The sequence below is a fragment of the Streptomyces sp. NPDC057694 genome (genome assembly GCF_042799415.1).
In the GTDB taxonomy this organism is placed as follows: Bacteria; Actinomycetota; Actinomycetes; order Streptomycetales; family Streptomycetaceae; genus Streptomyces.
In genome coordinates this window covers 44,134-71,130 of sequence record NZ_JBHVIX010000026.1, presented here as the reverse complement: position 1 = coordinate 71,130, position 26,997 = coordinate 44,134, and the positions used below count along the sequence as shown (strand labels likewise).

Sequence of the window (26,997 nt, the reverse complement as noted above, 5' to 3'; positions counted from 1 at the left end):
ACCCATGTCCTCTACTCGCAGCGGCAACAGCGCGGCCCGAGCCATCGTGGTCGTTGCCGACATCATGGCGCTGATACTCGGTCTGTGGATCCTGATGTACCTGCTCGATGCCAATCGCGGCAACGACCTGGTCCAGTTCATCCACAATGCGGCGAACTGGCTCGCCGGCTGGTCCCGTGATCTGTTCACCTTCGACGAGGCCTGGGCCCGCGTGGTCGCCGGATACGGTCTGGCCGCCGTCGTCTACCTGGCCATCGGCCACGCCATCGCGGGCCGCCTGCGCTGACCCCCGTGGCGCACCCCTAGAGCGTGCAGCAGTCCGGCTCGATCCCGTTCGGCAGCGCCTCGCCGCCGAACACCGAGCACGTCGCCTCGTCGCCCCCCAGGGCGGCGACGGCGAGCAGCACGGATCCGGCGGTCCAGGTGGTCAGCTCCTCCGGCCAGATCGCCCGGTCCTCGAAGACGTACCCGGTCCAGTAGAGGCCGGAGCGCGGATCCCGCAGGTGCTGGATGTCCTGGAGGATCGTGAGCGCGCGGTCGGACTCGCCCATCGCCCACAGGGCGAGGGCGAGTTCGGCGCTCTCGCCGCCGGTCACCCACGGGTTCGGCACGACGCAGCGCACGCCGAGCCCGGGCACGACGAACGTCTCCCAGTCGGCCTCGATCCGGGCCGCCGCCTCGGGCCCGCGCACCGCTCCGCCGAGGACCGGGTAGTACCAGTCCATCGAGTAGCGGCTCTTGTCGAGGAAGCGCTCGGGGTGCCGGCGCAGGGCGTGGCCCAGCGCGCCGAGCGCCAACTCCCAGTCGGGCTGCGGTTCTTCGCGCTGCTCGGCGACGGCGAGCGCGCAGCGCAGGGCCTGGTGGATCGACGAACTCCCGGTCAGCAGCGCGTCGTTGACGGGCGTGCCGTCCTCCTCGCGCTTCCAGCCGATCTGTCCGCCGGGCTGCTGGAGCCGCAGCACCCACTCGACGGCCGCGTACACGGTGGGCCACATGCGGTCCAGGAACGCGTCGTCGCCGGTGGAGAGGTAGTGGTGCCAGACGCCGACGGCCACGTACGCCACGAAGTTGGACTCGCGGCCGCGGTCGGTGATGTCGTGCGGGTCGCCGTCCTGGTAGGCGGCGTACCAGGATCCGTCCTCGTTCTGGTGCCGGGCGAGCCAGTCGTAGGCCCGCTCGGCGGCCTCGTGCTCACCGGCCACGTCGAGGGCCATGGCGGCCTCGGTGTGGTCCCAGGGGTCGAGGTGGTGGCGGCGGAACCAGGGCAGGGCGCCGTCCGGGCGCTGCACCGCGAGGATGCCGCGCACCGTCCCGGTTGCCTGATCCGCCGTCAGAACTCCTGGCAGGACGAGGAGTTCGGTCCGTTCGGGGCTGCTCACTCAGAGGCCCCGGCGGCCTTGTGCAGGTGCGGCTTGGTGGCGTAGGCGACGAAGCTCTTGCCGACGACGGGGTTGAGCAGCTGCTCGGCGACCCGGGTCACGGCGGGCTTCTTCATGATGTCCCAGACCAGGAGCTTGTGGTACGCCTTGACCGGCAGCGCCTTGTCGTTGTCGACGCCGAACGCGCACTTCAGCCACCAGTAGGGCGCGTGCAGGGCGTGGGCGTGGTGGGTGCCGTACGGCTTGAGGCCCGCCTCGCGCATCTTGCCGAGGAGTTCGTCGGCCTTGTAGATGCGGATGTGGCCGCCCTCGACCTCGTGGTACGCGTCGGACAGCGCCCAGCAGACCTTCTCGGGGCCGTAGCGCGGGACGGTCACCGCGATGCGGCCGCCGGGCTTGAGCACGCGCACCATCTCGGCGAGCACTCCCTTGTCGTCGGGGATGTGCTCCATCACCTCGCTGATGATGACGACGTCGAACGACTCGTCGGGGAAGGGCAGTTGGAGCGCGTCGCCCTCCATCGCGGTGGCCGTGGCGCCCGCCGGGGCCTCGCCGGCCTCCTTCATGGCGGCGAACCACTTGGCGACCTCGGCGATCTCTTCCTTGTTCTGGTCGAGCGCGACGACCTGCGCCCCGCGCCGGTAGCACTCGAAGGCGTGCCGTCCGGCCCCGCACCCGAGATCGAGGACGCGGTCGCCCGCGGCGAGCGGGAAACGGGTGAAGTCGACGGTCAGCACGTGGCCCTGCTTTCCTCTGGGGTTTCCTGGTGGGGTCGTACGGAGAGGGCGGGGGCGCTCTCCATCGACTCGCGGTACAGCTCGGCGGTGCCCTGCGCGGCACGCGCCCATGTGAAGCGGTCGAGGACCCGGGCGCGGCCCGCCGCGCCGAGCCGGCGCCGCAGCTCCGGGTCGCCGAGCAGCCGGCTCAGGCCCGTGGCGAGCGCGCCCGCGTCGCCGGTCGGTACGGCGAGGCAGGTCTCGCCGTCGGGCCCGGCGACCTCCGGGATCGCGCCGCCCTTGGTGGCGACGAGCGGGGTGCCGGTGGCCATGGCCTCGGCGGCGGGCAGGGAGAAGCCTTCGTAGAGCGAGGGCACGCAGGCGACCTGCGCGGAGCGCACCAGGCCGACCAGTTCGGCGTCGCTGATGCCCTTCACGAACTCGACGGCGCCTTCGAGCCCGTACCGCTCCATGGCCTGGGCGACCGGGCCCTCCTCGGGGCGCTTGCCGACGACGACGAGGTGCGCCTCGGGGTGCTCGGCGCGCACCTTGGCGAGCGCCTCGACGAGGAAGACGAGGCCCTTGAGGGGCACGTCGGCGCTGGAGGTGGTGACGATGCGGCCCGGCACCTCGGGCACCGCCGGGTCCGGGGAGAACAGGTCGGTGTCGGCGCCGATGTGCACGACGCGGATGCGGTCCTGCCGGACGCCGAGGTGCTGGACGATCTCGTCGCGGGAGGTCCCGGAGACGGTGAGCACGGAGGGCACCCGGCGCGCGACGCGCTTCTGCATGCGGGTGAACGCGTACCAGCGGCGCTTGGACAGCCGCTGCTGCCAGTTCTCGGCGGCGTCCAGCTCCAGCTGCCGGTCCACGGTGATGGGGTGGTGGATGGTGGTGACGAGCGGCGCCCCGATGTCGCCCAACAGGCCGTAGCCCAGCGTCTGGTTGTCGTGCACGACGTCGAACTCGCCGCGCCTGGCGCGCAGATGGCGACGGGCGCGCAGCGAGAACGTCATCGGCTCGGGGAAGCCGCCGGTGCGCATGGTCGCGAATTCGAGGGCGTCGACCCAGTCGCGGTACTCGTCGCGCTTCGGCGTGCGGAACGGGTCGGGGCTGCGGTACAGGTCCAGGCTCGGCAGCTCGGTGAGGGAGAGACCCTCGACCCCGGGGATCTCGTCGAGCACCGGATAGGGCTGGGCGCCGATGACCTCGACCCGGTGACCCAGGCGGGCCAGCTCACGGGAGAGATGGCGTACGTACACGCCCTGGCCACCGCAGAACGGGTTGCCCTTGTACGTGAGGAGAGCGATGCGCAACGACTCCGCGGTCACTCCAGGCCACCCTTCTCTCCTGCTTGCCCGTGGACATCCCGGCCTGCCAGTGGACACTACGTGGGGACGCTAATCTAGAACAAGTTTCAGACTTGATCGTTCAATGAGGATCGAATCTACCGGCTGGTAGCGAGGCTGTGGCAGGCGGATCGGGTGATTCGCGCCACGGGCCGCGGGTCCGGGAGACGGAAGCGGACGGAAGCAGGCAAATGACAGCTCCGGATGCCAGAAGCAGCGGCGCTCAGGGCGCTCCCGCGCTCACCGAGCGGCAGGAGGCACGGCGGCGCCGGATCCTGCACGCGAGCGCGCAGCTCGCGGCGCGCGGCGGGTTCGACGCGGTGCAGATGCGGGAGGTCGCCGAGTCGTCCCAGGTCGCCCTCGGCACGCTGTACCGCTACTTCCCCAGCAAGGTCCATCTGCTGGTCGCCACCATGCAGGACCAGCTCCAGCACATGCACACCACCGTCCGTAAGCGCCCGCCGTCCTCCGACTCCCCCGCCGAGCGGGTCGCCGAGACGCTGATGCGGGCCTTTCGCGCCTTGCAGCGCGAGCCTCATCTCGCCGATGCCATGGTGCGGGCGCTGACCTTCGCGGACCGGAGCGTCAGCCCCGAGGTCGACCAGGTGTCCCGCCAGACCACGGCGATCATCCTGGACGCCATGGAGCTGGACGCCCCGACCCCCGAGCAGCTCTCGGCGGTCCGGGTCATCGAACACACCTGGCACTCGGCCCTGATCACCTGGCTCTCGGGCCGAGCGTCGATCGCCCAGGTGAAGATCGACATCGAGACGGTGTGCCGCCTCATCGACATCGTCGACCGTCACGACGGCGCCCCGTAAGGGGCGCGGGGCTGTGCCGATTAGCGGCTCCGCCGCGGGGCGCGACCAGCCACGACGGCGCGCAACCCTGGGGCTCCGCCCCAGACCCCGCTCCTCAATCGCCGGAGGGGCTTGAATTGGCGGAGCCGCGTGGATTGGCGGCACTAATCCTCGGGCGGAAACACGACCTCCCCCGAATCGGCGAGCGCCAGCGTGATGGCCTCGACGGGACACCCCTCCGCCGCGGCCAGCACCTTCTCGTTGGCGTCGACATCCGGCTCCGACGGATGCGACTGCCGCGCCGTGTCCAGGCGGAAGGAGTCCGGGGCGTGGTTCACGCACATGCCCGAGCCGATGCACACCCCCCGGTCGACCTCCACGTGCCACCGGTCACCCATGCCGATCAGCCCTCCCAGCCGGCCGGGAGGTGGATCATCTTGTGCTCCAGGTAGGCGCTGTAGCCCTCGGGGCCGAACTCCCGCCCCACGCCGCTGTTCTTGTAGCCGCCGAACGGGCCGAGCATGTCGAGGCTGAAGGTGTTCACGTTGTACGTGCCGGTGCGCACCTGCCGTGCGATGTCGATGCCGTGGGCGACGTCGGCGGTCCACACGCTGCCGCTGAGCCCGTAGTCGGAGTCGTTGGCGATCTTGACGGCCTCGGCCTCGTCGCCGTACGGGAGCAGGCAGATGACCGGCCCGAAGATCTCCTCGCGGGCGATGCGCATCCCGTTGTGCACGTCGCCGAAGAGGGTCGGTTCGACGTACGCGCCCGCCTCGTACCCCTTCGGGACGCCGCCGCCGGTGAGGATCTTCGCGCCCTCCTCCTGGCCGATGCGGATGTAGTCGAGGTTGCGCTGCTGCTGGCGCTTGGCGACGAGCGGGCCGACCTGGGTGGCCGGATCGAGCGGGTCGCCGACGACGAGGGCGGAGGCGGCCGCGGTGAACGCCTCGGCGAACTCGTCGTAGCGGGAGCGCGGCAGCAGGATGCGGGTCTGGGCGACGCACGCCTGGCCGTTGTTCATCCAGGCGGCGGGGACCACCCCGGCGACGGTGGACTCGATGTCCGCGTCCGGCAGGACGACGGCGGCGGACTTGCCGCCCAGTTCCAGGGTGACGCGGGTGAGGTTGCGGGCGGCGACCTCCATGACGCGCTTGCCGGCCGCGACCGAGCCGGTGAAGGACACCTTGTCGATGCCGGGGTGGGCGACGAGGTACTCGCTGACCTCGCGGTCGGCCGGGAGGATGGAGAGCACGCCCTCGGGCAGCCCGGCCTCCTGGGCGATCTCGCCGAGGAGGTACGCGTCGAGCGGCGACTCGGGGGACGGTTTGAGGACGACCGTGCAGCCGGCGAGCAGCGCGGGGGCGAGCTTGGCGGCGGCGACGAACTGCGGGACGTTCCAGGGCACGACGGCCGCGACGACGCCGACCGGCTCGCGGCGCACGAGGAGTTTGCCGAGGGCGCCGTCGCGGGTCTCCTCGTACGTGAAGTCCCGGGCGACGTTGATCGCCGAGTCCCAGACCATCATCGCGCCGAGCGCCTGGGCGAGGACGGCCCAGGAGTACGGGGAGCCGTTCTCCTGCGAGATGACCTTGGCGATCTCCTCGTGGCGCACCGCGATGGCGTCCTTGATGCGGGTGACGACGGCGATCCGCTCGTCGAGCGTCATCCGTGGCCAGGGTCCCTCGTCGAAGGCCCGGCGGGCGGCGGCGACGGCCCGGTCGACATCGGCGGGCGCGGCGTGCGGCACCCGGCCGAAGACCTCGCCGGTGTGCGGGGAGACGACCTCGATGACGTCCTTGCCGAGGGGATCGGTCAACTCCCCGCCGATGAACAGCTGTCCGTGTTCCACGAGCTCGGTCATGGCTGACTTCCTCTTCCCCGACCATTTCTGACGGTGTTTCAGAACTGATACCAGTTCTAGTTGGGATACGGAAGGGTGGGAAGGGGCCGGACCGGGGAGCATCCGGGCGCAGTCCGGGCATAGGGTGCCCGGATGCTCCCCGAGCCGATCCACACGCCGCGCCTCACCCTGCTGCCGCTCGCCGTGGCGCACGCCGACGAGATGGCGGGAGTGCTCGCCGATCCGGCGCTGTACGCCTTCACGGGCGGTGAGCCGCCGTCCGCCGGGGCGCTGCGCGCGCGGTACGCACGCCAGGTGGCGGGCTCCCCCGACCCGGACACCGACTGGCTCAACTGGGTGGTGAGCGTGAACGGTTCGGAGCAGCTGGCGGGGTATGTGCAGGCGACCGTGACGGGCGGCGACGCGGCCGACGTGGCCTGGGTCGTGGGCGCCGAGTGGCAGGGCCGAGGCCTCGCGCGGGAGGCGGCGCTCGGGATGGCCGGCTGGCTGGCGGAGCAGGGCGTGACGGAACTCGTCGCCCACATCCACCCCGGGCACCACGCGTCGGCGATGGTCGCGCGCGCCCTCGGACTCACGGCGCACGGCGAGGACGAGGAGGGCGAGATCGTCTGGCGCGGACGGACCGCCGGCCCGGTCGACCCGGGCAACCATTGAAACAAGTTCTACAAGTTCCATTACAGTGACGGGAGTTCGGCGCGGCGGCCGGCGCCCCTCGGGCGGGCGGCGGAGAGACACCCACGTGACAGAGGTGACAGAGGTGACGAAGGTGACGCAGGTGACCGATCACGGCGGGGGCGTGCAGAGCATCCGGGTCCCGATCCCCGACAACCCGCTCGGCTACACGCTCATCTACGTGCTCGACACCGACGCGGGGCCCGTCCTGGTCGACACCGGCTGGGACGACCCGGAGTCCTGGGACACGCTCACGGCCGGACTCGCGAACTGCGGCACCTCGGTCACCGACCTCACCGGCGTCCTGATCACGCACCACCACCCCGACCACCACGGCCTGTCGGCGAAGGTCCGCGAGGCGTCCGGTGCCTGGATCGCGATGCACGAGGCCGACACGGCGGTCGTGCGGCGCACCCGGGAGAACGACCCGTCGCGCTGGTACGCGTACATGGCCAGGAAGCTGGTCGCCGCCGGGGCGCCCGACGAGCACCTGGCCCCGCTGCTCCGCGCCCGCGACGAGGGCGTGCCGCGCCGCCTGCCCGGCCTCGACCCGGCGCTGCCCGACCGCACCATCACCCCCGGCGACCTGCTCCCCCTGCCGGGCCGCAGGCTGCGCGCGATCTGGACGCCGGGCCACACCCCGGGCCATGTCTGCCTGCACCTGGAGGAGGACCACCCCGCTCAACTCCCGGGAAACGGGCGCCTGTTCAGCGGCGATCACGTGCTGCCCGGCATCACGCCGCACATCGGCCTGTACGAGGACCCCGACGACGCCACCGTGACGGACCCGCTCGGCGACTACCTCGACTCCCTCGAACGGGTGGGGCGCCTCGCACCCGCCGAGGTCCTCCCGGCGCACCAGCACCCCTTCACCGACGCGCCCGCCCGCGTACGGGAACTGCTGGAGCACCACGAGTCCCGCCTCACCGATCTGCTCACTCTCCTGGCGGTGCCGCTCACTCCCTGGCAGCTCGCGGAGCGCATGGAGTGGAACCGGCCGTGGGCCGACATCCCGTACGGCTCGCGGACCATCGCGGTGTCGGAGGCGGAGGCCCATCTGCGACGCCTGGTGAAGCTGGGGCGGGTGGAGACGGCCGTGGGCAGCGACCCGGTGGCGTACGTCGCCGCGCCCTGATCCGGACGTCACCCGGATGCCCTGACCTCGTCGAAGGATCTTTGCCGCGCGTGGATGGAAGGGGCGTACGCGCAGGCGTATGGTCCTGGCCAAGAGCTCGTGCGAGCTGGAGCAACAAGGGGGCGGCCGCCGATGGCGCCGGACGAGGCTGTGGTCGGCTGTACGGGGAAGCTGGTGCTCGGCACACGGGGTGCCGGAGGGCCGGGCGAGGTGCTGGTGCGGGTCAGGGGCGGGACCGAGACGTTTCTCGCGTGGTCGGACGAACCCCTGGAGCGCGGGACGACCGTGCTCGTGATCGAGTCGCGCGGCACCAGACAGGTCGTCGTCATGGCCTGGACCGATCCTCTCCTCGTCGACGGCGACGGCGGCGCCCGCTAAGGAGACGTCAAGGATGTTCGGATATCGCGTTCCCGCACCCGACGAGGCGATGCTGATCTCGGGAGGCAGGCGGGGACTTGGGGGAGCGCCGTTCCGCGTCGTCACCGGGCACGGGAAGTTCGTCCTGCCCGTGTTCCGCAAGACCCGCTTCCTGTCGCTGGCCATGGCGGAGGCGGAAGTCGTCGAGAAGTGCGTGACCAAGCAGGGCATCGCGCTGACCGTGCGCGCCGTCATCGCCTTCAAGGTCGGCAACGACCACGAGTCGATCGTCAACGCCGGGCAGCGGTTCCTGTCCGACCAGGAGCAGATGTCGGTGCTCACCGGGCGGATCTTCGCCGGTCACCTGCGCTCCATCATCGGCTCGATGACCGTCGAGGAGATCGTCACCGAGCGGCAGAAGCTGGCCACCGAGGTGCTGGACACCTCCAAGGCGGAGATGGCGAAGATCGGGCTGCACGTCGACTCGCTGCAGATCCAGTCCATCGACGACGGGGCCACCGGGTACATCGAGGCCATGTCGCAGCCGCACAAGGCCGCCATCCAGCGGGCGGCGAAGATCGCGCAGGCGCAGGCCAACCAGGCGTCCGTGGAGGCGGAGCAGGCGGCGGCGCGCAAGCAGGCCGAGTTCGCGCGGCAGACCGCGATCGTGCAGGCCGAGTTCAGCGCCGAGGTGGACCGGGCCAAGGCGCAGGCCGACCAGGCCGGGCCGCTCGCGCGGGCGCACGCGCAGCAGGAGGTTCTGGAGGCGCAGACCGAACTGGCGCTCAAGCAGGCCGAGTTGCGCGAGAAGGAACTGATCGCGGAGATCGTGAAGCCGGCGCAGGCCGATGCCGAGCGGATCCGGGTGCTCGCCCTGGCCGAGGCCGAGCGGATGAAGATCCAGGCCGAGGCCGCGGCGTCGTACGACCGGGTCGCGCTGGACCGGATGCTCATCGATCAGTTGCCGCAGATCGTGAAGGAGGCGTCGGCCGGGCTCGCCGGGGCCAATGTGAACGTGCTGAACGGGGCCGATGGGCTCGGGGAGATCGCGGCCGGGCTCGTCGGGCAGGGTCTGACCATTCTCGACTCCGTCCGCAAGAACCTGAACGGCGAGGACGGGTCGGCTGCCGCCGGGGCGGCCATCGAGCGGTATCTCGGGGCTTCCCGGGGTGGGGATGACGGGCCTGTCGAGGTGAGGTGACCTCTGAGGTGGGCGCGGGGTGGTGTGCGGGCGCCGCTCATGCGGTGCCCCGCGCCCCTAGGCCGTCGGTCGAGTGCCGCTCTCGTCGTGGCTGGTCGCGCAGTTCCCCGCGCCCCTGAGATGCGCACTTCGTGCGCCATCTCATCGGGAGGCTGCGCGCAGCGCACGCCTCAGGGGCGCGGGGAACTGCGCGAGAAGCGGCCACCGGCCCGCAGACAAACGACAACCCGATAAGGGGCGCGGGGAACTGCGCGACCAGCCCCCACCGGGCCGCGGACGAAGGACAACCTAGGGGCGCGGGGAACTGCGCGGTCGGGGGTCACCGGAGCAGGGGGCGAAAGGGGGCGACCGGTACAGTGAAGGGGTCGTCATCACGTGTGTGTGAGGGGAAGCCGGTGGGAGTCCGGCGCTGACCCGCAACCGTCACAGCCGGAATGCCTCACACGCCCCATGATCGGCTCAGAACCGTCGAGGCATACGGAGCTGGAGCCGCCCGGTAGCAACAGCGTGCCGTGCCGCCCGGCCCCCCGCAGGGAGAGGCACCCGCCCCAGCATGAACATTCGCCGCAGCGCCGCGCTCGTCGCCGCGACCGTCGTGATCGGCGGCGCGGCGGCGCCGGCCGCCCTCGCGGACGGTGCCTCCCCCTCGGCCTCCCCGAAGGTCACCGTGCCCAGCGGTCTGTACGGGACCACCGATCCCACGTACGACGGCGTGTGGCGCCAGTCCCTCGCCTTCGTCGCGCAGAAGACGGAGGGCGTCCAGCCCGCCGCCAAGGCCGTGGCCTGGCTGGCCGGGCAGCAGTGCGAGAACGGCGGCTTCGGCGCCTTCCGGGACAAGCCGGGCACGGCCTGCGACGCGAAGACGCCGCTCGACAGCAACAGCACGGCCGCCGCAGTCCAGGCCCTCAAGGCCGTCGGCGGGCGCGACGGCGAGGTCGCCAAGGGCGTGGCCTGGCTGAAGAAGAACCAGAACGCCGACGGCGGCTGGGGCTACAACCCGGGCGGCGCCAGCGACGCCAACTCCACGGCGGTCGTGCTCGGCGCCCTGTCCGTCTCCGGCGACGAGCCCGCCGAGGTGCGGTCCGGAACCGGCAAGTCCGGCCTGGACGCCCTCGCCGGCCTGACCCTGCCCTGCTCCGAGGGCAAGAACGGCGGCGCGCTCGCCTACCAGCCCGACAAGAAGGGCAACCTCGTCGCGAACGCCGACGCGACCGCCGCCGGTGTGCTCGGCGCCCTCGGCTCCGGTTTCGCCGCCGAGAAGGGCGACGCTCCGGACGCGTACACCTGCGAGGACGGGGACGCCGCGAAGACCCCGGACGGCATCGCGCACAACGGCGCCGTGTATCTCCAGAACCAGCTCTCCACCCACCTGTACCTGAAGTCGCAGCTGGCCGGCGCCACCGACCAGCCCGACTACGGCAACACGGCCGACGCGATCACGTCCGTGGCCGCCACTGAGGGCATCAAGTACACGAAGGACCCGTACGCCTGGCTGGAGAAGAACGCGCAGGACTGGGCGAAGGGCGCCGGTCCGGCCGCCTACGCCCAGTTGATCTTCGCCGCGCACGCCACCGGCAACGACCCGCGCGACTTCGGCGGCACCGACCTGGTGAGCGCGCTGAACAAGACGGGGCCCGCCCCGGCCTCCGCGAAGTCCGCCGCCGACTCCGGTGACGAGAAGAAGGACGACGGCGGCAGCTCGGTGTCCTGGTGGATCGTCGGCGTCATGTTCATCGCCGCCGTCGGCGCCGGGATCCTGATCAGCGGGCGTAAGAAGCAGCGGAAGTGAGCCGCGCCGTCCGGCTGCCGCTCGTCCTGCTCGCCGCCGTCCTCGGCCTGTCCGTCGCGGCGCCCGCGCAGGCCGCCGGATACCGGTACTGGTCGTTCTGGGAGAACGACGGCGGCTCGTGGACGTACGCGACCATGGGCCCCTCGCAGAGCACGCCGTCGGACGGTGATGTCGAGGGGTTCCGGTTCGCGGTGAGCGCGGACTCGAAGGACGCGACGAAGCCGCGCGGGGCCGCCGACTTCGGCGCGGTCTGTGACGGCACGGCCGCGCGGGACGGGAAAAAGCGGGTCGCCGTCGTCATCGACTTCGGGACGGCCGAGGACGCGCCGGACGGTGAGACGCCGCCGAAGGCGCGCACCGCGTGCGCGCAGGTCGGCGAGGACGCGACGGCCGCGGAGGCGCTGGCCGCCGTCGCCAAGCCGCTGCGCTACGACAGCAGCGCGCTGCTGTGCGCCATCTCCGGGTATCCGGAGAGCGGCTGCGGCGAGCAGATCGGCGGCCAGGATCAGCAGAAGAAGCCGTCGGGCGCCGCCGAACCCGCGGAGAAGTCGGGCGGCTCGTCCCTGCCGTCCGTCGGGGTGCTCGCGGGTGTCGTCGTCATCGCCGCGCTCGGCGGCGCGGCGATCTGGCAGGCCAAGCGCCGCCGCGGCTGAGTCATGGGTCTCGACGCACTGCGGGCCCCGAGGGCGGGCCGTTCCCGTTCGCTGCATCCGGGCGCCTGGTGGATCTGGGCGCTCGGTCTCGGCACGGCCGCCTCCCGCACCACGAACCCGCTGCTGCTCGCGCTGCTCGTCGGCGTCGCCGGTTACGTGGTCGCGGCGCGCCGCACGGAGGCGCCGTGGGCGCGCAGCTACGGCGCGTTCGTGAAGCTGGGTCTGGTGGTGATCGGGATCCGGCTGGTCTTCGCGTGCTTCCTCGGCTCCCCGATCCCGGGTTCGCACGTCGTCATGACGCTGCCCGAGGTGCCGCTGCCGGACTGGGCGCAGGGCGTGCGGATCGGCGGGCGGGTGACCGTGGAGGGCCTGGTGTTCGCCCTGTACGACGGGCTGAAGCTGGCGGCACTGCTGATCTGCGTCGGCGCCGCGAACGCGCTGGCCTCGCCGTCGCGGCTGCTGAAGTCGCTGCCGGGCGCGCTGTACGAGGCGGGTGTCGCGGTCGTCGTCGCCATGACGTTCGCGCCGAACCTCGTCGCCGACGTCCGGCGGCTGCGGGCGGCACGCAGGCTTCGCGGCCGCCCGGACAGCGGACTGCGCGGGCTGCTCCAGGTCGGCCTGCCCGTCCTGGAGGGCGCCCTCGAACGGTCGGTGGCGCTCGCCGCGGCCATGGACGCGCGCGGTTACGGGCGCACCGCCGAGGTGCCGCCCGCCGTGCGCCGGGCCACCGCCGCGCTCACCCTGGGCGGTCTGATCGGCGTGTGCGCGGGAACGTACGGGCTGCTCGCCTCGTCGGGCGCCGGGTACGGGCTGCCCGTGCTGCTCGCCGGGGTCGCCGCCGCGCTCGGCGGGCTGTGGCTGGGCGGGCGGCGCTCGGTGCGCACCCGTTACCGGCCCGATGTATGGGACGTGCGGGCCTGGCTCGTCGCCGGATCGGGCGCGGTCGCCGCCGCCGTGATGATCTGGAGCGGCGGCCAGGACCCGGCCGCGCTCCAGCCGTCGGTGGTGCCGCTGACGGCTCCGACGCTGCCCCTGTGGCCGGCGGCGGGGGTCCTCCTGGGGCTCCTCCCGGCGTTCGTCGCCCCCGTGCCCGCCGCCCCCGAACCAGCTCAGCGAAAGCAGGAGACGTCGTCATGATCCGCTTCGAGGATGTCTCCGTGACGTACGACGGCGCGCAGGCGCCCACGGTGCGCGGCATTCAACTGCACGTCCCCGAGGGCGAGTTGATGCTGCTCGCCGGACCCTCCGGGGTGGGCAAGTCGACCCTGCTGAGCGCGGTGAGCGGGCTCGTGCCGCACTTCACCGGCGGCACCCTGGCCGGGCGGGTCACCGTGGCCGGACGCGACACCCGTACGCACAAGCCGCGCGAGCTCGCCGATGTCGTCGGCACCGTCGGCCAGGACCCGCTCGCGCACTTCGTGACGGACACGGTCGAGGACGAACTGGCCTACGGCATGGAGTCGCTGGGCCTGCCCGCGCCGGTCATGCGGCGCCGCGTCGAGGAGACCCTCGACCTGCTCGGCCTGGCCGGGCTGCGCGACCGCCCCATCTCCACGCTCTCCGGCGGCCAGCAGCAGCGCGTGGCGATCGGCTCCGTCCTCACCCCGCACCCGCAGGTTCTGGTCCTCGACGAACCGACCTCGGCACTCGACCCGGCCGCCGCCGAAGAGGTCCTCTCGGTCCTCCAGCGCCTGGTACACGATCTAGGCACGACGGTCCTGATGGCCGAGCACCGCCTGGAGCGGGTGGTCCAGTACGCGGACCAGGTAGCCCTGCTCCCCGCCCCCGGCGAGCCCCTGCGGGTCGGCGCCCCGGCCGACATCATGGCCGAGTCGCCGGTGTACCCCCCGGTGGTGGGCCTGGGCCGCCTGGCGGGCTGGACACCGCTCCCTCTCACGGTCCGGGACGCCCGCCGCGCGGCGGGCCCCCTCCGGGAACGACTGGCCCAGCAGCGCCCAAATCCAGCCCCTCCGGCGTTTGAGGAGCGGGGTCCGGGGCGGAGCCCCGTGGCGGTGCCGGAAGCCCCGCTAGCCCACACATCCGGCCTAAGCATCCGCAGGGCCCGCATCGACGCCCTGCGCCACATCGACCTCCACATCACCGGCGGCGAGATCATCGCCCTGATGGGCCGCAACGGCGCCGGAAAGTCCACCCTCCTCTCCAGCCTCGTAGGCCTCCTCAAACCCACCACCGGCTCGGTCCGGGTGGACGGCCTGGTCCCCCACAAGGCAACCCCCCGCGACCTCATCCGCAAGGTGGGCCTGGTCCCGCAGGAACCCCGCGACCTGCTCTGCGCCGACACGGTCGCGGCAGAGTGCACGGCCGCCGACAAGGACGCGGAGGCACCCCCCGGCACCTGCCGAGCCCTGCTGAGCGACCTCATCCCGGGCATCGCCGACGACACCCACCCCCGCGACCTGTCCGAGGGCCAGCGCCTCACCCTCGCCCTGGCGATCGTGCTGACGGCGGCGCCCCCGCTGCTGCTGCTCGACGAGCCGACGCGCGGCCTCGACTACGCGGCGAAGGCCCGCCTCGTCACGATCCTGCGCGGCCTGTCGGCGCGCGGCCACGCCATCGTCATGGCCACCCACGACGTGGAACTCGCGGCGGAGCTGACCCACCGGGTGGCGATCCTCGCGGACGGCGAGATCGTCGCGGACGGCCCGACCCCGGAGATCGTCACGTCGTCGCCGTCGTTCGCGCCGCAGGTGGCGAAGGTGCTGGCGCCGCAGCCCTGGCTGACCGTCGCCCAGGTCCGGGAGGCGCTGGCATGACGCTCGTACCCGACCGGCAGGTCAGCCCCGTCCGGCTCGGCCCGCGCTCCGTCGCCGCGCTGCTGCTGGTCAGCGCCGTGGGCGTCGTCTCGATCGGCTGGCCGCTGATCACCGGGCCCGGATCGCAGGTGAACGCCCACGCGCAGGACGCCCCCTGGCTCTTCGCGGCGCTGCTCGTCCTGCTCGTCGCCGTCGTCGCGGCGACGATCTCGGAGTCCGGCATGGGACCGAAGGCCGTCGCGATGCTCGGCGTGCTGGCGGCGGCGGGCGCGGCGCTGCGGCCCATCGGCGCGGGCACGGCCGGGATCGAGCCGATGTTCTTCCTGATGGTGCTGAGCGGGCGGGTGCTCGGGCCGGGCTTCGGGTTCGTGCTCGGCTCGCTCAGCATGTTCGCGTCCGCGCTGCTCACGGGCGGGGTCGGGCCGTGGATGCCGTTCCAGATGATCTCGATGGGCTGGTTCACGATGGGGGCCGGGCTGCTACCGGGGGCCGACGCGCTGCGCGGGCGGGCCGAGCGGCTGATGCTCGCCGGGTACGGGTTCCTGGCCGCGTTCGCGTACGGCACGATCATGAACCTCGCGGGCTGGCCCTTCATGAACGCGCTCGCGTCGTCCGTCGCCTACCAGCCGGACGCCTCGCTCCACGACAACCTGGCCCGCTTCCTCGCCTACTGCCTGGCCACGTCGCTCGGCTGGGACCTGGGCCGGGCCGCGCTCACCGTCGTCCTGACGCTCGTCGTCGGGGGCGCCGTCCTGAAGGCGCTGCGCCGGGCGACGCGGCGGGCCGCCTTCGAGGCGCCGGTCACATTCGACGGGCCGCACCCGTGAACCGTCCCACATGACCCAGGTCACCTACGAAGCGCGGTCGTAGGGGGCGGGGTCGGGTGCGTGACCGATGGCAGCCCTTCTGACCTGGGCTTTGCGACCTGCCTCAAATAGCGGACATTTCAACTAGATGCGACGTCCACTAGTAAAGGGGTTCATTGCATTCACCCATCGGTCCTGTTTCTGTGGAGCGACCGCCGGACGTCACCGAACGTCTCCGGCGCCCCCGTCCCCCACGGAAGGTTCCGTCTTGTCCGCCACGCTTCTGCGCCGCGCCTCCACCGCGAAGAAGTCCCTCGCCGGTGTCACCCTCGTCGCCGCCACGGCCGGTCTGTTCTTCGCCTCGGCCCCGGCGCAGGCCGCTCCGGCCTCGGCCAAGGCGATCGCTCAGCAGAAGATCTCGGACACGGCGCAGTTCGGCTGCTTCGACAAGATCGTGTCCCGCGAGAGCGGCTGGGACGCCAATGCGACCAACGCGTCTACGGGCGCGTACGGGCTGGTGCAGGCGCTGCCCGCCAACAAGATGGCGTCGTCCGGGTCCGACTGGAAGACCAACCCCGAGACGCAGATCGACTGGGGTGTGAAGTACATGAACGAGCGCTACGGGAGCGCTTGTGGCGCTTGGGCTCATTGGCAGGCCAACGGCTGGTACTGAGCCGGGTTTTTGACGGGCGGCACCCTTGGGGTGCCGCCCTTTTTGACGTTGTGCCCCTCAGGCCCCCAAGGCGGTACCCCCGACCGGGCGCATTCTGCGGCGGCCGGCTGGTGGCGCGGTGGAGTTGCGGACCACTAGTTCGGGTTCGTGGAGCAGTTCGGTGGCGCTGGTGGGGACGCCGCCGATCTGGTTGGCGAGGAGGGTGACGGCGGCCCGGGACATGGCCTCGATGGGCTGGCGCAGGGTGGTCAGGGGCGGGTTGGTGTAGTTCATGAAGGCGGAGTCGTCGTAGCCGACGACGGAGAGGTCCTCGGGGACGGCCAGGCCTGCCCGGCGGGCCGCGCGGATGGCGCCGAGGGCCAGGATGTCGCTGCCGCAGATGAGGCCGGTGATCTGCTGCTGGAGGAGGTCGACCGCCGCCGCCTGTCCCCCTTCGAAGGAGAACAGGGCGTGACCCACGAGCTGTTCGCGCAGGTGCGGCCCGTGCCGGGCCGTCAGCCGGTTGAACGTGTCGGCCTTGCGGCGGGAGGGGCCGTGGTCGGAGGGGCCGACCAGGAGGCCGATCCGGGTGTGCCCGAGTGCGGTGAGGTGGGCGTGGGCCTGTTCGACGGCGGTGACGTCGTCGGTGGAGACCTGGGGGAAGCCCAAAGCCCCATGAGCGTGCGGCAGTTGAGCCACAGCCGCGTTCAGCAGGACGACGGGGACGCCTCGTTGGACGAGGGAGTCGTACTCCTGGGCGTTGAGCCCGCCGCAGAAGATCACGCCGCACACGTGCTGGTCGAGGAGCATGGAGACGTACTCGGCCTCGGTGAGGCCGCCGGCGGTCCGGGTGCACAGCACGGGGGTGAAGCCGAGCTGGACCAGCGCACCGCCCGCGACCTCGGCCAGGGCCGGGAAGATGGGGTTCTGCAGTTCGGGCAGGACGAGCCCGACGAGGCGGGAGCTGCTGCCGCGCAGTTGGGTGGGACGCTCGTAGCCCAGGACGTCGACCGCGGTCAGCACGGCTTTGCGGGTGGCGTCGGAGACCCCGGGTTTGCTGTTGAGGACACGGCTGACCGTCGCCTCGCTGACGCCTACACGGCGGGCCACTTCGGAGAGCCTGCGAGCCATGGGGGGTGCTTTCTGTCGAGGTGGAGGCGGCGGAGACGGCGCTGCTCCGGGCCGGTGACCGCCGCCTCCGGCCCGGAGCGGGACGGCCGTCAGTCGGTGCGCAGCCACACCGTGGTGTCGGGTGCCAGCGTCTCGGCGTCGGGCACGCCCGGTGCGCTGCCGAGCAGGATCCCGCTGTGCGGGGGCAGGGGCTGGTCCGTGGTGGACAGGTTGGCGACGCAGAGGAAGCCGGGGCCGCGCCGGAAGGCGAGGACGTGCGGGTCCGTGTCGTCCCGGTCGTGCCAGCCGAAGGAGTCGCCGCGCAGGTCCGCCGCGTGGTGGCGGCGGGCGGCGAGCGCGGCGCGGTAGAAGGCGAGCATGGAGTCCGGGTCCGCCTGCTGGGCCTCGACGGTGTGACCGGCCCAGGCGGCGGGCTGAGGCAGCCAGGGTTGCGCAGTAGCCGTGGTGCCCGTGGGGCTGAAGCCGAACGGGGGCTCGTCGCCCGACCAGGGCAGCGGGACCCGGCAGCCGTCGCGGCCGATGTCCAGGCCGCCGGTGCGGTGGAAGATCGGGTCCTGGCGCAGCTCGGCGGGGATGTCCTCGACCTCCCACAGGCCCAGCTCCTCGCCCTGGTAGAGGTAGTGCGCGCCGGGCAGGGCCAGGGCGAGCAGCAGGGCCGCGCGGGCCCGGCGGGTGCCGAGTTCGAGGTCGCTCGGGGTGCCGTGCTGGCGCAGCGCGTGGCCGTACGAGGAGTCGGCGCGGCCGTAGCGGGTGACGTGGCGGGTCACGTCGTGGTTGGAGAGCACCCAGGTCGGCGCGGCGCCGACGCCCGCGTGGGCGTCGAGGGTGTCCTGGATGACGGTGCGCAGGGCGGCCGGGTCCCACGGGCTGTTGAGGTAGTCGAAGTTGAAGGCGGTGTGCATCTCGTCGCTGCGCAGGTAGCGGGCGAAGCGTTCGGGGTTGTCGAGCCATACCTCGCCGATGAGGGCGCGGGCGGGCTCGTAGCCGTCCGCGACGGCGCGCCAGGAGCGGTAGATGGAGTGGACGTCGTCGCGGTCGATGTGCGGGTGGTCGGGGGGCGTGGTGCCGGGGGCGAACTCGGGCAGGGCGGGGTCCTTGGCGGGCAGGGTCGCCGAGTCGATGCGGATGCCGTCGGCCCCGCGGTCGAACCAGAACCTGAGGATGTCCTCGTGTTCCTCGCGGACCTTCGGGTTGTCCCAGTTGAGGTCGGGCTGCTCGGGCGCGAACAGGTGCAGGTACCACTCCCCCGGCGTCCCGTCGGGGCCGGGGACGCGGGTCCAGGCGGGGCCGCCGAAGCTGGACTGCCAGTCGTTCGGCGGCAGTTCACCGTCGGCGCCGCGTCCGGGCCGGAACCAGAACAGGTCGCGGGCCTCGGCGCCGGGAGCCGCGGCGCGGGCCTCCTGGAACCACGCGTGCTGGTCGGACACGTGGTTGGGGACGACGTCGACGATGATGCGCAGGCCCAGCGCGTGCGCCTCGGCGATGAGCGCCTCGGCCTCGGCCAGGTCGCCGAACGCGGGGTCGATGCGCCGGTAGTCGGCGACGTCGTATCCGGCGTCGGCCTGCGGGGAGGCGTACCAGGGGCTGAACCAGAGGGCGTCGACGCCGAGTTCGGCCAGGTGCGGCAGGTGCTCGCGGACGCCGGCGAGGTCACCGATGCCGTCGCCGTCGGCGTCGGCGAAGGAGCGCGGATAGACCTGGTAGATGACGGCGTGGCGCCACCATTCGTCGTGGGCGTCGGTGGATCGGGCCACGAAGGGAACTCCTTGCATGAGGGATGAGAGAAGTACGCAGGGCTGCGTCAGCCCTTGAGGGCGCCCGCGGACAGGCCGCCGATGATGTGCCGCTGGAAGAAGAGGAAGAGGACGATCATCGGCACGGCCGCGATGGCGAGTCCGGCGATCATCTCGGTGGGCGGCACCTGGGTGGTCGACGTGGACAGCCGGTGCAGGGCCACGGACAGGGTCTGCCGGTCCGGGTCCTGAAGGACCAGCAGCGGCCACAGGAAGTCCTTCCACATGCCGACCACCGAGAAGATGGAGACCACGGCGAGCACGGGGCGGGACAGCGGCAGCACCACGCGCAGCAGCACCTGGAGGCGGGAGGCGCCGTCGATGGACGCGGCGTCGAGGATGTCCGTGGGGATCTGGTCGAAGAAGCGGCGCAGCACGTAGATGTTGAACGCGTTGGCCGCGCCCGGCAGCCACAGCGCCCAGGGGGTGTTGATGAGGTTGATGTGGAACAGCGGCAGGTCGTTGACCGTCAGGTAGGCGGGGACGAGGAGGGCCGCGGCGGGCAGCATGAGGCTGGCGAGCATGCCGGCGAAGACGATGTTGCCGAAGGCAGGGCGCAGCTTCGACAGGGCGTACGCGGCGCAGACGTCGACCGCCATCTGGATCGCCCAGCCCCCGGCCGCGTAGTACACGGTGTTGAGGAAGAAGTGGGCGATGTCCAGCTGGGTCCAGGCGTCCTTGTAGGCGCTCAGGTGGACGGAGTGGGGCAGCAGCGTCGGGGTCTGCTCGGCGAACTGCCGCGGTGTCTCAAGGGCGGAGGTCGCCATCCACCACAGCGGGTAGAGGAAGGCGGCCGCGAAGGCGAGCACCGTCAGGGTGAGGATCGCGTAGTAGAGGCGGCGGTTGCGCGGGCGGGCGAGCTCCGAGGCGGAGATCAGGCTGCGCTGCGCGGACTCGGCGCTGGATGTGGCCTTGGACATGTGCTTCTCCCTCAGCCCTGGTCGCCGTCGCGGGTCAGGCGCAGATAGACGGCGGCGAAGGCGCCGAGTACGACGAACAGGAGCACGCTCATCGCGGCGGCGAGACCGAAGTCGTTGTTGACGGCGAACGCGTAGCGGTAGATCAGCGTCATCACGGTGATGGTGGAAGGGTTGGTGAAGCCGGTCATCTGGAAGGGCTCGATGAACACCTGCATCGTCGAGATGATCTGGAGCAGGAGCAGGACCAGCATCACGAACCGCATCTGCGGCACGGTGACGTGGCGCAGCCGGGCCCACATGCCGGCACCGTCCAGTTCCGCGGCCTCGTACAGCTCACCGGGGATGGACTGGAGGGCGGCGAGGTACATCAGGGTGGCGCCGCCCATGTTGGCCCAGGTGGAGACGAGGACCAGGGAGATCATGGCGGTGTGCGGGGACTGCACCCACTGGGAGGTGGGCAGGTGCGCGCCGTGCAGGAGGGTGTTGAACAGGCCCTGGCCGGGATCGTAGAAGTACTGCCAGAGCATGACGCTGACGATCGGCGGGAGCATCACCGGCAGGTACACGGCGATGCGGAAGTACGCCTTGAAGTGGCGCAGTTCGTTGAGGAGCACCGCGATGACGAAGGGCACGGCGTACCCGAAGACCAGGGCGAGGCCGGTGAACTCGGCGGTGTTCTTCCACGCGGTCCAGAACAGCGGATCGGCGAACAGGGTGCGGTAGTTGCCCAGGCCGATCCACTGCGGGTCGGTGATGAGGTTGTCCTGCTGGAAGCTCAGGACGACGCCGCGCACGAGCGGGTACCAGGAGAAGTAGGCGAAGCTCAGGATCCCGGCGGCGAGGAAGGCGTAGGCCAGGGCGTTGTCCGCGAGCCGCCGGCGCAGGTGCGGCCACCGGCCGGGCCCGGGGGCCGTGGCGGGCAGGGTCGGGCGGACATCGCTGCGCCGCGACGCGAGGGACGTCGCCATGGGTACTCCTTGTGGTTCGGGGGTGGTTCGAGGGTGGTTCCGGGATGGGCGGACCGTGCCGCGGGGTCAGGTGGCGCGGCACGGTCCTGCCGTGTGCGGGGTGCGCGTACTACTGGGCGGCGAGCAGCGTGTCGACCTGCTTCGACGCGTCGCCGAGCAGCTTGTCGATGTCGGCGTTCTTCTCGGTGAGCACCTTGGCCATGGCGGTGTCCAGGACGGCGTACACCTTCTGCGCCTGCGGCGGCTCCAGCTTGAGCGGGATGGTGCCGGTGGCGGCGGCGAACGGCGCGTAGTTGGCGACGGGCTGGTTCGCGTACTTCTTGTCGGCCGCGGCCTTGGTCTTCTGCGCGGCGCCGGTCCAGATGTTGGGCTCGGGCAGGCCGACCGGCTGGTCGTGGGCGGCGGCGCGCTTCTGGCCGAGGGTGATCCGGTCGGGGTTCTCGAACTTGAACATGATCCAGGCGAGCGCGGCCTTGGTCTGCTCGGCGGTGTTCTTGGGGTTGAACATGAACCCGCCGCCACCGCCCAGGGTGCCCTTGCCCTCCGGGATGGGGCCGAGGCCGTACTCCTTGGGGTCGCCCTTGTACTGCGCGGCGATGCTGGTGATGTTGTCGGAGGTGGCCAGGTACATGCCCAGCTTGCCCGCGCCCATCATCTGCAACAGGTCGGCCCATTCGAGGAGTTGGCGCTGGCCCATCGAGTTGTCGGTCCAGCGCATGTCGTGCAGCTGCTGGAGGACGGCCCGGCCGGTGGCGTTGTCGAAGGCGGCCTTCCAGGTCCCGTCGTCCTGCTTCTTGGCCACGTCGCCGCCGCGGGAGTACATCTCGGCGGTGAAGTGCCAGCCGCCCGTGTTGGACTTGCTGTAGTCGCCGTAGCCGGTGATGCCCTTGCCGAGGGCGGCGATCTTCTTGGCGTCGGCGCGGACCTCGTCCCAGGTGGTGGGGGGCTTGTCGGGGTCCAGGCCCGCCTTCTTGAACAGGGTGCGGTTGTAGACCAGGCCCATGGAGTAGTTGCCCTCGGTCACGCCGTAGGTGCGGCCGGCCGCGTCCTGGAAGACCTTGCGCAGCTCGGGCTTGACCTGCTGGGCCTCCGGATAGTCCTTGAGGGCGTCGGTGATGTCGGCCGCCTGGTGCTTGGCGATGATGCCGGCCGGGTCGGTGAGGTAGACGTAGTAGGCGTTCTCCAGCTGCCCTCCGGCGAGCTTGGTGGAGAACGTCTGGGGGTCCATCTGCCCCTCGTGCGGGACGACGTGGATCTTCGGGTTGGCCTTCTCGAACGCGGCCACGTCCGCCAGGAAGATCTTGCGGTTGACCGGGTCGGTCTTCGCGGGCATGTCGTTCACCGTGATGGTGATCTTGCCGTTGGGCGAGGCGGAGCCGTCGTCGGAGGCTCCGCAGCCGGCCGCGGAGAAGCCGAGTGCGGCCACCGCGGCCACGGCGATGCCGACGCGGGCGTTTCTGCCCGCCGGTATTGCGGTCATGGATCGTCCCTGAGGTGAAGTGGATAGGCACGGCGTCGATACGCGGCCCGTCGAGGTGACGCACAAGTTACGGGCCCCACGAACCGCGAGCAATACACAAACCTGAATACGCAAAGCATCAATAACACCTGCGGACTTCCGAGAAATATCTCGACGAAACCGGACGCAAGAACCCGACATCGCCCGCTGTCGGCACACCGGGCGCACGGTGCCACAGGGCGGAGCCGTCAGGGAAGAAGGCCCTGCATCCCGCCACTGAGCTGGTACGGAGACGATCGCGCCGGTGGAGCCGTGCGCCGGAGACAACGCAAGAGGGTGAGCAAGAACCTGACATCCTCAACGTAATTGCGTTCCACCGAACAGCACCATTCACCAGCCCCAACTTGCCTGCACACGCTGCTAGTTGTGGCCGCGCAAGCGACGCAAACAATTTCGCGGAACGCGTCGCCGGAAATCGCGGATGTCCGCACGCATTGCCGCCGCATCACCCCGCCGTTACGGTGCGCGTCACTCACCCGCCCCCTTTTCCATGGGAGTTCCCCATGCCTCGAACCGGCTCCGCGCTCCGCCCCGAGCGCACCAGATCCCGGCTCCTTCTCGTGGGCACGGTCCTCGCCGTGCTGTGCGCCGCGCTCGGCGCGCTCGGCACCCCGGCCGTGGCCGCGTCCACCACCTACCAGGCCGAGTCGGCCGCGCTCAGCGGCGGCGCCGCCGTCCAGAGCGATCACACGGGCTTCACCGGCAGCGGCTTCGTCGGCGGCTACACCGACTCCGCGAAGGGCTCGGCCGCCACCACGTTCACCGTCACCGCGGCGAGCGCGGGCGCCCACACCTCGACCCTGCGCTACGCCAACGGCACCGGCAGCACGCAGACCCTGTCCCTGTACGTGCGCGGCACGAAGGCGGGCGCCGTCTCCCTGCCGGCCACCGCGGACTGGAACACCTGGGCCACGGTGACCAGCCCGGTCACGCTGGTCGGCGGCGGCAACACGATCGCCTACCGCTTCGACTCCGGCGACTCCGGGAACGTCAACCTCGACGCGATCACCCTCGCGGCCGCCCCCGAAGCGGTCGACGGACAGTACGAGGCCGAGTCCGCGGCGCTGAGCGGCGGCACCGTGACCGAGACCGAGCACTCCGGCTATCAGGGCACCGGCTATGTGGGCGGCTACACCGACTCCCACAAGGGCACCGCCGCCACCACCTTCACCGTCAGCGCGGCCGCCGCCGGATCCGCCGACGTGGCGCTGCGCTACGCCAATGGGAACGGCTCCGCCAAGACCCTGTCGGTGTACGTCAACGGCACCAAGGCCCTGACGACCTCGCTCCCGGCGACCTCCGACTGGAACACCTGGGCGAGGCGCACCGAGTCGCTCACGCTGAAGGCGGGCTCCAACACCGTCGCCTACCGCTTCGACTCCGCCGACTCCGGCAACGTCAACCTCGACGGCATCACCGTCTCCGCGGGCTCCACCGAACCGCCCGCGGGCGGGGGCGGCACCGCCCCGGGCAAGGCGTACGAGGCGGAGACCGCGTTCGCCACCGGCGGGCCCGCCAAGGCCACGTCCCTGTCCGGGTACTCGGGCAGCGGCTACCTCACCGGCTTCACCGCGCAGGGCGCCGAGACCGTCATCGACACCGCCGTGCCCTCCGCGGGCACCTACCCGGTGGCCGTCACCTACCGCAACACCACCGGCTCGACGCAGACCCTCTCCCTGTACCTGAACGGCGTCCGCTCCCGTCAGCTGTCCCTGCCCGCCGCCGACGGCTGGGCCTACGTCACGGTCTCCGACGCGAAGCTGCGCGGCGGCCTGAACCTGATCGGGCTGCGCAGCGAATCCGGCGACAGCGGGAACGTCGCGGTGGACAGCGTCTCCGTCGACGGCGGCACCGCGCTGTCCGCGCAGGGCGCCACGCTGCCGTACACGGAGTACCGGGCGGCCGACTCCACCACCAACGGCACCAAGCTGGCCGTGAGCACGAGCTACCCGAGCCAGTCCGCCGAGTCCACCGGCCGCAGCGCGGTGAAGCTGACCGACACGGGCCAGTACGTGCAGGTCACGCTGACGAAGCCGGCCAACGCGCTCGTCGTGCGCTACTCGATCCCCGACACCGCGAGCGGATCGGTCACCACCGCGCCGCTGTCCCTGTACACGGGCTCCACGAAGGTGACGGACCTCCAGACCACCAACAAGTTCTCGTGGCTCTACGGCGCTGGCTACTACGACACCAACACCCCCGGAAACGCCGGGGATGCGACCGGTCACCACTACTTCGACGAGGTCCGCTACCTCCACTCGACGACCTGGCCCGCCGGTACCGTCCTCAAGCTCCAGAAGGACGCCGGGTCGACGGCCGCCTCGTACACGGTCGACGTCGTCGACACCGAACTCGTCGACCCCGCCGCCACCATGCCGTCCGGCTACGTCTCCGCCGCGGACTATGGCGTCACGCCCGGCGACGGTGACGTGACCAGCGCCCTCAACTCGGCGCTGAGCAGCGCCGCGAGCGCGGGCAAGGGTCTTTGGCTGCCGTCCGGTACGTACGCGATCTCGGGCCGCGTCAACCTGTCGGGGGTCGCGCTGCGCGGCGCCGGGCCCTGGTACACCACGCTGAAGTCCACCGCGGAGAACGGCGCGGGCGGCCTCTTCTCCACCGGCGGCCGGGTGCAGATCGCCGACCTGTCCGTCTTCGGCGACCAGACCTTCCGCAACAACGACTCGGGCGCGGCCGCCATCGAGGGCAGCTTCGCCTCGGGCTCCCTCATCTACAACGTGTGGATGGAGCACACCAAGGTCGGCCTGTGGGCGCGGCCCGGCACCGGTCTGCTCGTCTCCGGCGTCCGCGTGCGCGACGTCTTCGCCGACGGCCTGCACGTCCACGGCGGCTCCGACAACACCCGGATCGAGCAGTCGCACGTACGCAACACCGGTGACGACTCCCTCGCCCTCGACACCGAGGACGGCAACGTCACCCACAGCACCGTCTCCCACAACACCGCGCAACTGCCCATCCAGGCCAATGGCATCGGGGTCTACGGCGGCGGCGACAACACCCTGGAGAACAACGCGGTCAGCGACACGGTCGCCTTCGGTTCGGGCATCACCATCAGCACCTACTTCGGGCAGGGCTTCAGCTCCGACATCTACGTCCGCGACAACCTCCTCACGCGCTGCGGCTCGTACCACATCAACTGGGCCACCACGATCGGCGCCCTGTGGATCTACGCCGACACCGCCGACATCACCCAGCCCGTCCACGTCGACGGCAACACCATCAAGGACAGCACCTACCAGGGCGTCCTGCTCTCCTACGCCAAGAGGATCAGCGACCTGAGACTCGACGGGAACACCATCGCCAACGCCGGCACCTACGGCTTCGACCTCAACAACGTCACGGGCGGCATGACCGTCTCGAACACCACGGTCACCGCGAAGACGGGCGGCCTGCTCAACAACGCCCCGGGCTTCACCGTCACCCGGGGCAGCGGCAACAGCGGCTTCTGAGCGACGGCCGGGGCCGCGGGGCGCACCATGCCCCGCGGTCCCGCACTGACGTGCGGATACACTCCGGCCATGGCCCGCAAGCTCGCAGAAGTAGCCCGTCGAGTGGGCGTCAGTGAAGCGACCGTCAGTCGCGTCCTCAACGAGAAGCCCGGCGTGTCCGACAGCACGCGTCAGGCCGTCCTCACCGCGCTCGACGTCCTCGGCTACGAACGCCCCACGCACCTGCGCGCCGCGCGGGCCCGCCTGGTGGGCATCGTCCTGCCCGAGCTTCAGAACCCGATCTTCCCCGCGATAGCGGAGATAGCCGGCGGCGCCCTCGTCCAGCTCGGCTTCACCCCGGTCCTGTGCACGCGCACCGCGGGCGGCCTCACCGAGGCGGAGTACGTGTCGATGCTCCTGGACCAGCAGGTCGCCGGGGTCATCTTCTGCGGCGGGCTGACCGAGGACGAGCACCAGGCGCTGCTCCAGCGCGGGGTGCCCGTCGTGCTGCTGAACGCCGCGGTCGACTACGCGGGCTTCCCCAGCGTCAGCACCGACGACGAGGCCGCCGTCCGCCAGGCCTTCTCCCACCTCACGGCGATGGGGCACACCGACATCGGCCTGATGGTCGGGCCCGGCCACCACATGCCGTCGCGCCGCAAGGCCGCCGCGTTCGAGGCCCTGACCTCGGGCAGCGGTGGCAGCCACCCCGTCGGCCACGCGCTGTTCTCCTTCGAGGGCGGCCAGGCCGTCGCCTCCGAGCTTCTTGCCCACAAGGTCACCGCGCTGATCTGCGGCAGCGACGTCCTGGCCCTGGGGGCCGTGCGCGCCGCCCGGCGGGTGGGGCTGCGCATCCCCGACGACCTGTCCGTCGTCGGGTTCGACGACTCCGCGTTCATGAACTACACCGACCCGCCGCTGACCACCCTGCGCCAGCCGATCGAGGCGATGTCGCGGGCGGCCGTCACCCTGCTGGCGAACCAGATCTCGGGCGACAGCCCCACCCCGCACGAACTGCTCCACGAGCCGGAGCTGGTCGTGCGCCAGTCCACGGCTCCGCTCCGATAGAACAGATC

General features: G+C 71.4%; 24 protein-coding genes and 1 riboswitch. Of the genes, 14 read left to right on the top strand and 10 right to left on the bottom strand.

Translation table 11 applies throughout. The annotated features are described in order from the left end of the window. Positions 1-4: 4 nt before the first annotated feature. Positions 5-286, top strand: coding sequence for a hypothetical protein (locus ACFVDP_RS36410; protein ID WP_383499404.1), 282 nt, complete (start codon positions 5-7; stop codon positions 284-286). A gap of 16 nt (positions 287-302) precedes the next feature. Here ACFVDP_RS36410 and ACFVDP_RS36405 read toward each other — a convergent pair whose 3' ends face one another. Genes ACFVDP_RS36405 through ACFVDP_RS36395 form a run of 3 tightly spaced genes read right to left on the bottom strand, consistent with a single transcriptional unit; the run spans position 303 to position 3,426 of the window. Beyond that, entirely contained in the window at positions 303-1,379 is a 1,077-nt protein-coding gene (locus ACFVDP_RS36405) for a prenyltransferase/squalene oxidase repeat-containing protein (RefSeq protein ID WP_383499401.1), read from the bottom strand. Beyond that, positions 1,376-2,116, bottom strand: a complete 741-nt coding sequence (locus tag ACFVDP_RS36400) for a class I SAM-dependent methyltransferase (RefSeq protein ID WP_383499398.1) — start codon at positions 2,114-2,116, stop codon at positions 1,376-1,378. The genes ACFVDP_RS36405 and ACFVDP_RS36400 overlap by 4 nt, the downstream gene beginning before the upstream one ends. Further along, positions 2,110-3,426 carry a glycosyltransferase family 4 protein gene (locus tag ACFVDP_RS36395; RefSeq protein WP_383499395.1) on the bottom strand — a complete coding sequence of 439 codons (1,317 nt, stop codon included), beginning with the start codon at positions 3,424-3,426 and terminating at the stop codon, positions 2,110-2,112. The genes ACFVDP_RS36400 and ACFVDP_RS36395 overlap by 7 nt, the downstream gene beginning before the upstream one ends. A gap of 209 nt (positions 3,427-3,635) precedes the next feature. Between ACFVDP_RS36395 and ACFVDP_RS36390 the strand changes: the two genes are divergently transcribed. After that, entirely contained in the window at positions 3,636-4,265 is a 630-nt protein-coding gene (locus ACFVDP_RS36390; protein WP_383499392.1) for a TetR family transcriptional regulator, read from the top strand. 143 nt (positions 4,266-4,408) lie between these two features. Here the strand turns inward: ACFVDP_RS36390 and ACFVDP_RS36385 are convergent, their stop codons facing one another. Continuing rightward, on the bottom strand, positions 4,409-4,642 hold the full coding sequence (locus ACFVDP_RS36385) for a ferredoxin (RefSeq protein ID WP_383499389.1): 234 nt from the start codon (positions 4,640-4,642) through the stop codon (positions 4,409-4,411). Positions 4,643-4,647: 5 nt separating this feature from the next. Continuing rightward, positions 4,648-6,105, bottom strand: coding sequence for an aldehyde dehydrogenase (locus ACFVDP_RS36380; RefSeq protein WP_383499387.1), 1,458 nt, complete (start codon positions 6,103-6,105; stop codon positions 4,648-4,650). 132 nt (positions 6,106-6,237) lie between these two features. Between ACFVDP_RS36380 and ACFVDP_RS36375 the strand changes: the two genes are divergently transcribed. The 10 genes from ACFVDP_RS36375 (at position 6,238) to ACFVDP_RS36330 (ending at position 16,165) form a co-directional block, all read left to right on the top strand. Continuing rightward, entirely contained in the window at positions 6,238-6,759 is a 522-nt protein-coding gene (locus ACFVDP_RS36375) for a GNAT family N-acetyltransferase (RefSeq protein ID WP_383499384.1), read from the top strand. A 112-nt stretch (positions 6,760-6,871) separates the two neighbouring features. After that, positions 6,872-7,912, top strand: a complete 1,041-nt coding sequence (locus tag ACFVDP_RS36370; protein WP_383499530.1) for an MBL fold metallo-hydrolase — start codon at positions 6,872-6,874, stop codon at positions 7,910-7,912. Between the two features lie 132 nt (positions 7,913-8,044). Continuing rightward, entirely contained in the window at positions 8,045-8,290 is a 246-nt protein-coding gene (locus ACFVDP_RS36365) for a hypothetical protein (protein ID WP_383499381.1), read from the top strand. A gap of 13 nt (positions 8,291-8,303) precedes the next feature. Next, positions 8,304-9,470, top strand: coding sequence for a flotillin family protein (locus ACFVDP_RS36360; protein ID WP_383499378.1), 1,167 nt, complete (start codon positions 8,304-8,306; stop codon positions 9,468-9,470). 351 nt (positions 9,471-9,821) lie between these two features. After that, a riboswitch (cobalamin riboswitch) is annotated at positions 9,822-9,931 on the top strand. Positions 9,932-10,023: 92 nt separating this feature from the next. Next, positions 10,024-11,259, top strand: coding sequence for a prenyltransferase/squalene oxidase repeat-containing protein (locus ACFVDP_RS36355; protein WP_383499374.1), 1,236 nt, complete (start codon positions 10,024-10,026; stop codon positions 11,257-11,259). Continuing rightward, on the top strand, positions 11,256-11,912 hold the full coding sequence (locus ACFVDP_RS36350) for an SCO2322 family protein (protein WP_383499370.1): 657 nt from the start codon (positions 11,256-11,258) through the stop codon (positions 11,910-11,912). The genes ACFVDP_RS36355 and ACFVDP_RS36350 overlap by 4 nt, the downstream gene beginning before the upstream one ends. 3 nt (positions 11,913-11,915) lie before the next feature. Then, positions 11,916-13,049: an energy-coupling factor transporter transmembrane protein EcfT gene (locus tag ACFVDP_RS36345; RefSeq protein WP_383499367.1), complete on the top strand. Its 1,134-nt coding sequence runs from the start codon at positions 11,916-11,918 to the stop codon at positions 13,047-13,049. Continuing rightward, positions 13,046-14,686: an ABC transporter ATP-binding protein gene (locus ACFVDP_RS36340; RefSeq protein ID WP_383499364.1), complete on the top strand. Its 1,641-nt coding sequence runs from the start codon at positions 13,046-13,048 to the stop codon at positions 14,684-14,686. Before ACFVDP_RS36345 ends, ACFVDP_RS36340 begins: the two co-directional genes overlap by 4 nt. After that, positions 14,683-15,513, top strand: a complete 831-nt coding sequence (locus ACFVDP_RS36335; RefSeq protein ID WP_383499361.1) for an ECF transporter S component — start codon at positions 14,683-14,685, stop codon at positions 15,511-15,513. Before ACFVDP_RS36340 ends, ACFVDP_RS36335 begins: the two co-directional genes overlap by 4 nt. Positions 15,514-15,760: 247 nt before the next feature. Then, complete coding sequence (locus tag ACFVDP_RS36330; protein WP_383499358.1) at positions 15,761-16,165, top strand: transglycosylase SLT domain-containing protein; 405 nt, start codon at positions 15,761-15,763, stop codon at positions 16,163-16,165. Between the two features lie 57 nt (positions 16,166-16,222). Here the strand turns inward: ACFVDP_RS36330 and ACFVDP_RS36325 are convergent, their stop codons facing one another. The 5 genes from ACFVDP_RS36325 to ACFVDP_RS36305 all read right to left on the bottom strand — a co-directional run bounded on the left by ACFVDP_RS36325 (position 16,223) and on the right by ACFVDP_RS36305 (position 22,436). Next, positions 16,223-17,275: a LacI family DNA-binding transcriptional regulator gene (locus tag ACFVDP_RS36325; protein WP_383499355.1), complete on the bottom strand. Its 1,053-nt coding sequence runs from the start codon at positions 17,273-17,275 to the stop codon at positions 16,223-16,225. A gap of 89 nt (positions 17,276-17,364) precedes the next feature. Further along, positions 17,365-19,047 (bottom strand): glycoside hydrolase family 13 protein, encoded by a 1,683-nt coding sequence (locus ACFVDP_RS36320; protein WP_383499352.1) that lies wholly within the window; start codon positions 19,045-19,047, stop codon positions 17,365-17,367. Between the two features lie 29 nt (positions 19,048-19,076). After that, a complete protein-coding gene (locus ACFVDP_RS36315) occupies positions 19,077-19,988 on the bottom strand; it encodes a carbohydrate ABC transporter permease (RefSeq protein ID WP_383499350.1) in 912 nt (303 codons plus the stop codon). A gap of 11 nt (positions 19,989-19,999) precedes the next feature. Beyond that, the gene (locus ACFVDP_RS36310; protein WP_383499347.1) at positions 20,000-20,956 is read right to left on the bottom strand and encodes a carbohydrate ABC transporter permease; all 957 of its coding nucleotides are present in this window, start codon (positions 20,954-20,956) and stop codon (positions 20,000-20,002) included. Positions 20,957-21,065: 109 nt separating this feature from the next. Continuing rightward, on the bottom strand, positions 21,066-22,436 hold the full coding sequence (locus tag ACFVDP_RS36305; protein ID WP_383499344.1) for an ABC transporter substrate-binding protein: 1,371 nt from the start codon (positions 22,434-22,436) through the stop codon (positions 21,066-21,068). 542 nt (positions 22,437-22,978) lie between these two features. Here ACFVDP_RS36305 and ACFVDP_RS36300 point away from each other — a divergent pair. Then, on the top strand, positions 22,979-25,942 hold the full coding sequence (locus tag ACFVDP_RS36300; RefSeq protein WP_383499341.1) for a CBM35 domain-containing protein: 2,964 nt from the start codon (positions 22,979-22,981) through the stop codon (positions 25,940-25,942). A gap of 69 nt (positions 25,943-26,011) precedes the next feature. Next, positions 26,012-26,989, top strand: a complete 978-nt coding sequence (locus ACFVDP_RS36295; RefSeq protein ID WP_383499338.1) for a LacI family DNA-binding transcriptional regulator — start codon at positions 26,012-26,014, stop codon at positions 26,987-26,989. Positions 26,990-26,997 lie beyond the last annotated feature (8 nt).

What these genes read in the sequence shown, in the direction of transcription:
- ACFVDP_RS36410 (WP_383499404.1), top strand. Translation starts at nt 5, where the DNA reads ATGTCCTCTACTCGCAGCGGCAACAGCGCGGCCCGAGCCATCGTGGTC.
- ACFVDP_RS36390 (WP_383499392.1), top strand. Translation starts at nt 3,636, where the DNA reads ATGACAGCTCCGGATGCCAGAAGCAGCGGCGCTCAGGGCGCTCCCGCG.
- ACFVDP_RS36385 (WP_383499389.1), bottom strand. Translation starts at nt 4,642, where the DNA reads ATGGGTGACCGGTGGCACGTGGAGGTCGACCGGGGGGTGTGCATCGGC.
- ACFVDP_RS36380 (WP_383499387.1), bottom strand. Translation starts at nt 6,105, where the DNA reads ATGACCGAGCTCGTGGAACACGGACAGCTGTTCATCGGCGGGGAGTTG.
- ACFVDP_RS36375 (WP_383499384.1), top strand. Translation starts at nt 6,238, where the DNA reads ATGCTCCCCGAGCCGATCCACACGCCGCGCCTCACCCTGCTGCCGCTC.
- ACFVDP_RS36365 (WP_383499381.1), top strand. Translation starts at nt 8,045, where the DNA reads ATGGCGCCGGACGAGGCTGTGGTCGGCTGTACGGGGAAGCTGGTGCTC.
- ACFVDP_RS36360 (WP_383499378.1), top strand. Translation starts at nt 8,304, where the DNA reads ATGTTCGGATATCGCGTTCCCGCACCCGACGAGGCGATGCTGATCTCG.
- ACFVDP_RS36355 (WP_383499374.1), top strand. Translation starts at nt 10,024, where the DNA reads ATGAACATTCGCCGCAGCGCCGCGCTCGTCGCCGCGACCGTCGTGATC.
- ACFVDP_RS36345 (WP_383499367.1), top strand. Translation starts at nt 11,916, where the DNA reads ATGGGTCTCGACGCACTGCGGGCCCCGAGGGCGGGCCGTTCCCGTTCG.
- ACFVDP_RS36340 (WP_383499364.1), top strand. Translation starts at nt 13,046, where the DNA reads ATGATCCGCTTCGAGGATGTCTCCGTGACGTACGACGGCGCGCAGGCG.
- ACFVDP_RS36335 (WP_383499361.1), top strand. Translation starts at nt 14,683, where the DNA reads ATGACGCTCGTACCCGACCGGCAGGTCAGCCCCGTCCGGCTCGGCCCG.
- ACFVDP_RS36325 (WP_383499355.1), bottom strand. Translation starts at nt 17,275, where the DNA reads ATGGCTCGCAGGCTCTCCGAAGTGGCCCGCCGTGTAGGCGTCAGCGAG.
- ACFVDP_RS36320 (WP_383499352.1), bottom strand. Translation starts at nt 19,047, where the DNA reads ATGCAAGGAGTTCCCTTCGTGGCCCGATCCACCGACGCCCACGACGAA.
- ACFVDP_RS36315 (WP_383499350.1), bottom strand. Translation starts at nt 19,988, where the DNA reads ATGTCCAAGGCCACATCCAGCGCCGAGTCCGCGCAGCGCAGCCTGATC.
- ACFVDP_RS36310 (WP_383499347.1), bottom strand. Translation starts at nt 20,956, where the DNA reads ATGGCGACGTCCCTCGCGTCGCGGCGCAGCGATGTCCGCCCGACCCTG.
- ACFVDP_RS36305 (WP_383499344.1), bottom strand. Translation starts at nt 22,436, where the DNA reads ATGACCGCAATACCGGCGGGCAGAAACGCCCGCGTCGGCATCGCCGTG.
- ACFVDP_RS36300 (WP_383499341.1), top strand. Translation starts at nt 22,979, where the DNA reads ATGCCTCGAACCGGCTCCGCGCTCCGCCCCGAGCGCACCAGATCCCGG.
- ACFVDP_RS36295 (WP_383499338.1), top strand. Translation starts at nt 26,012, where the DNA reads ATGGCCCGCAAGCTCGCAGAAGTAGCCCGTCGAGTGGGCGTCAGTGAA.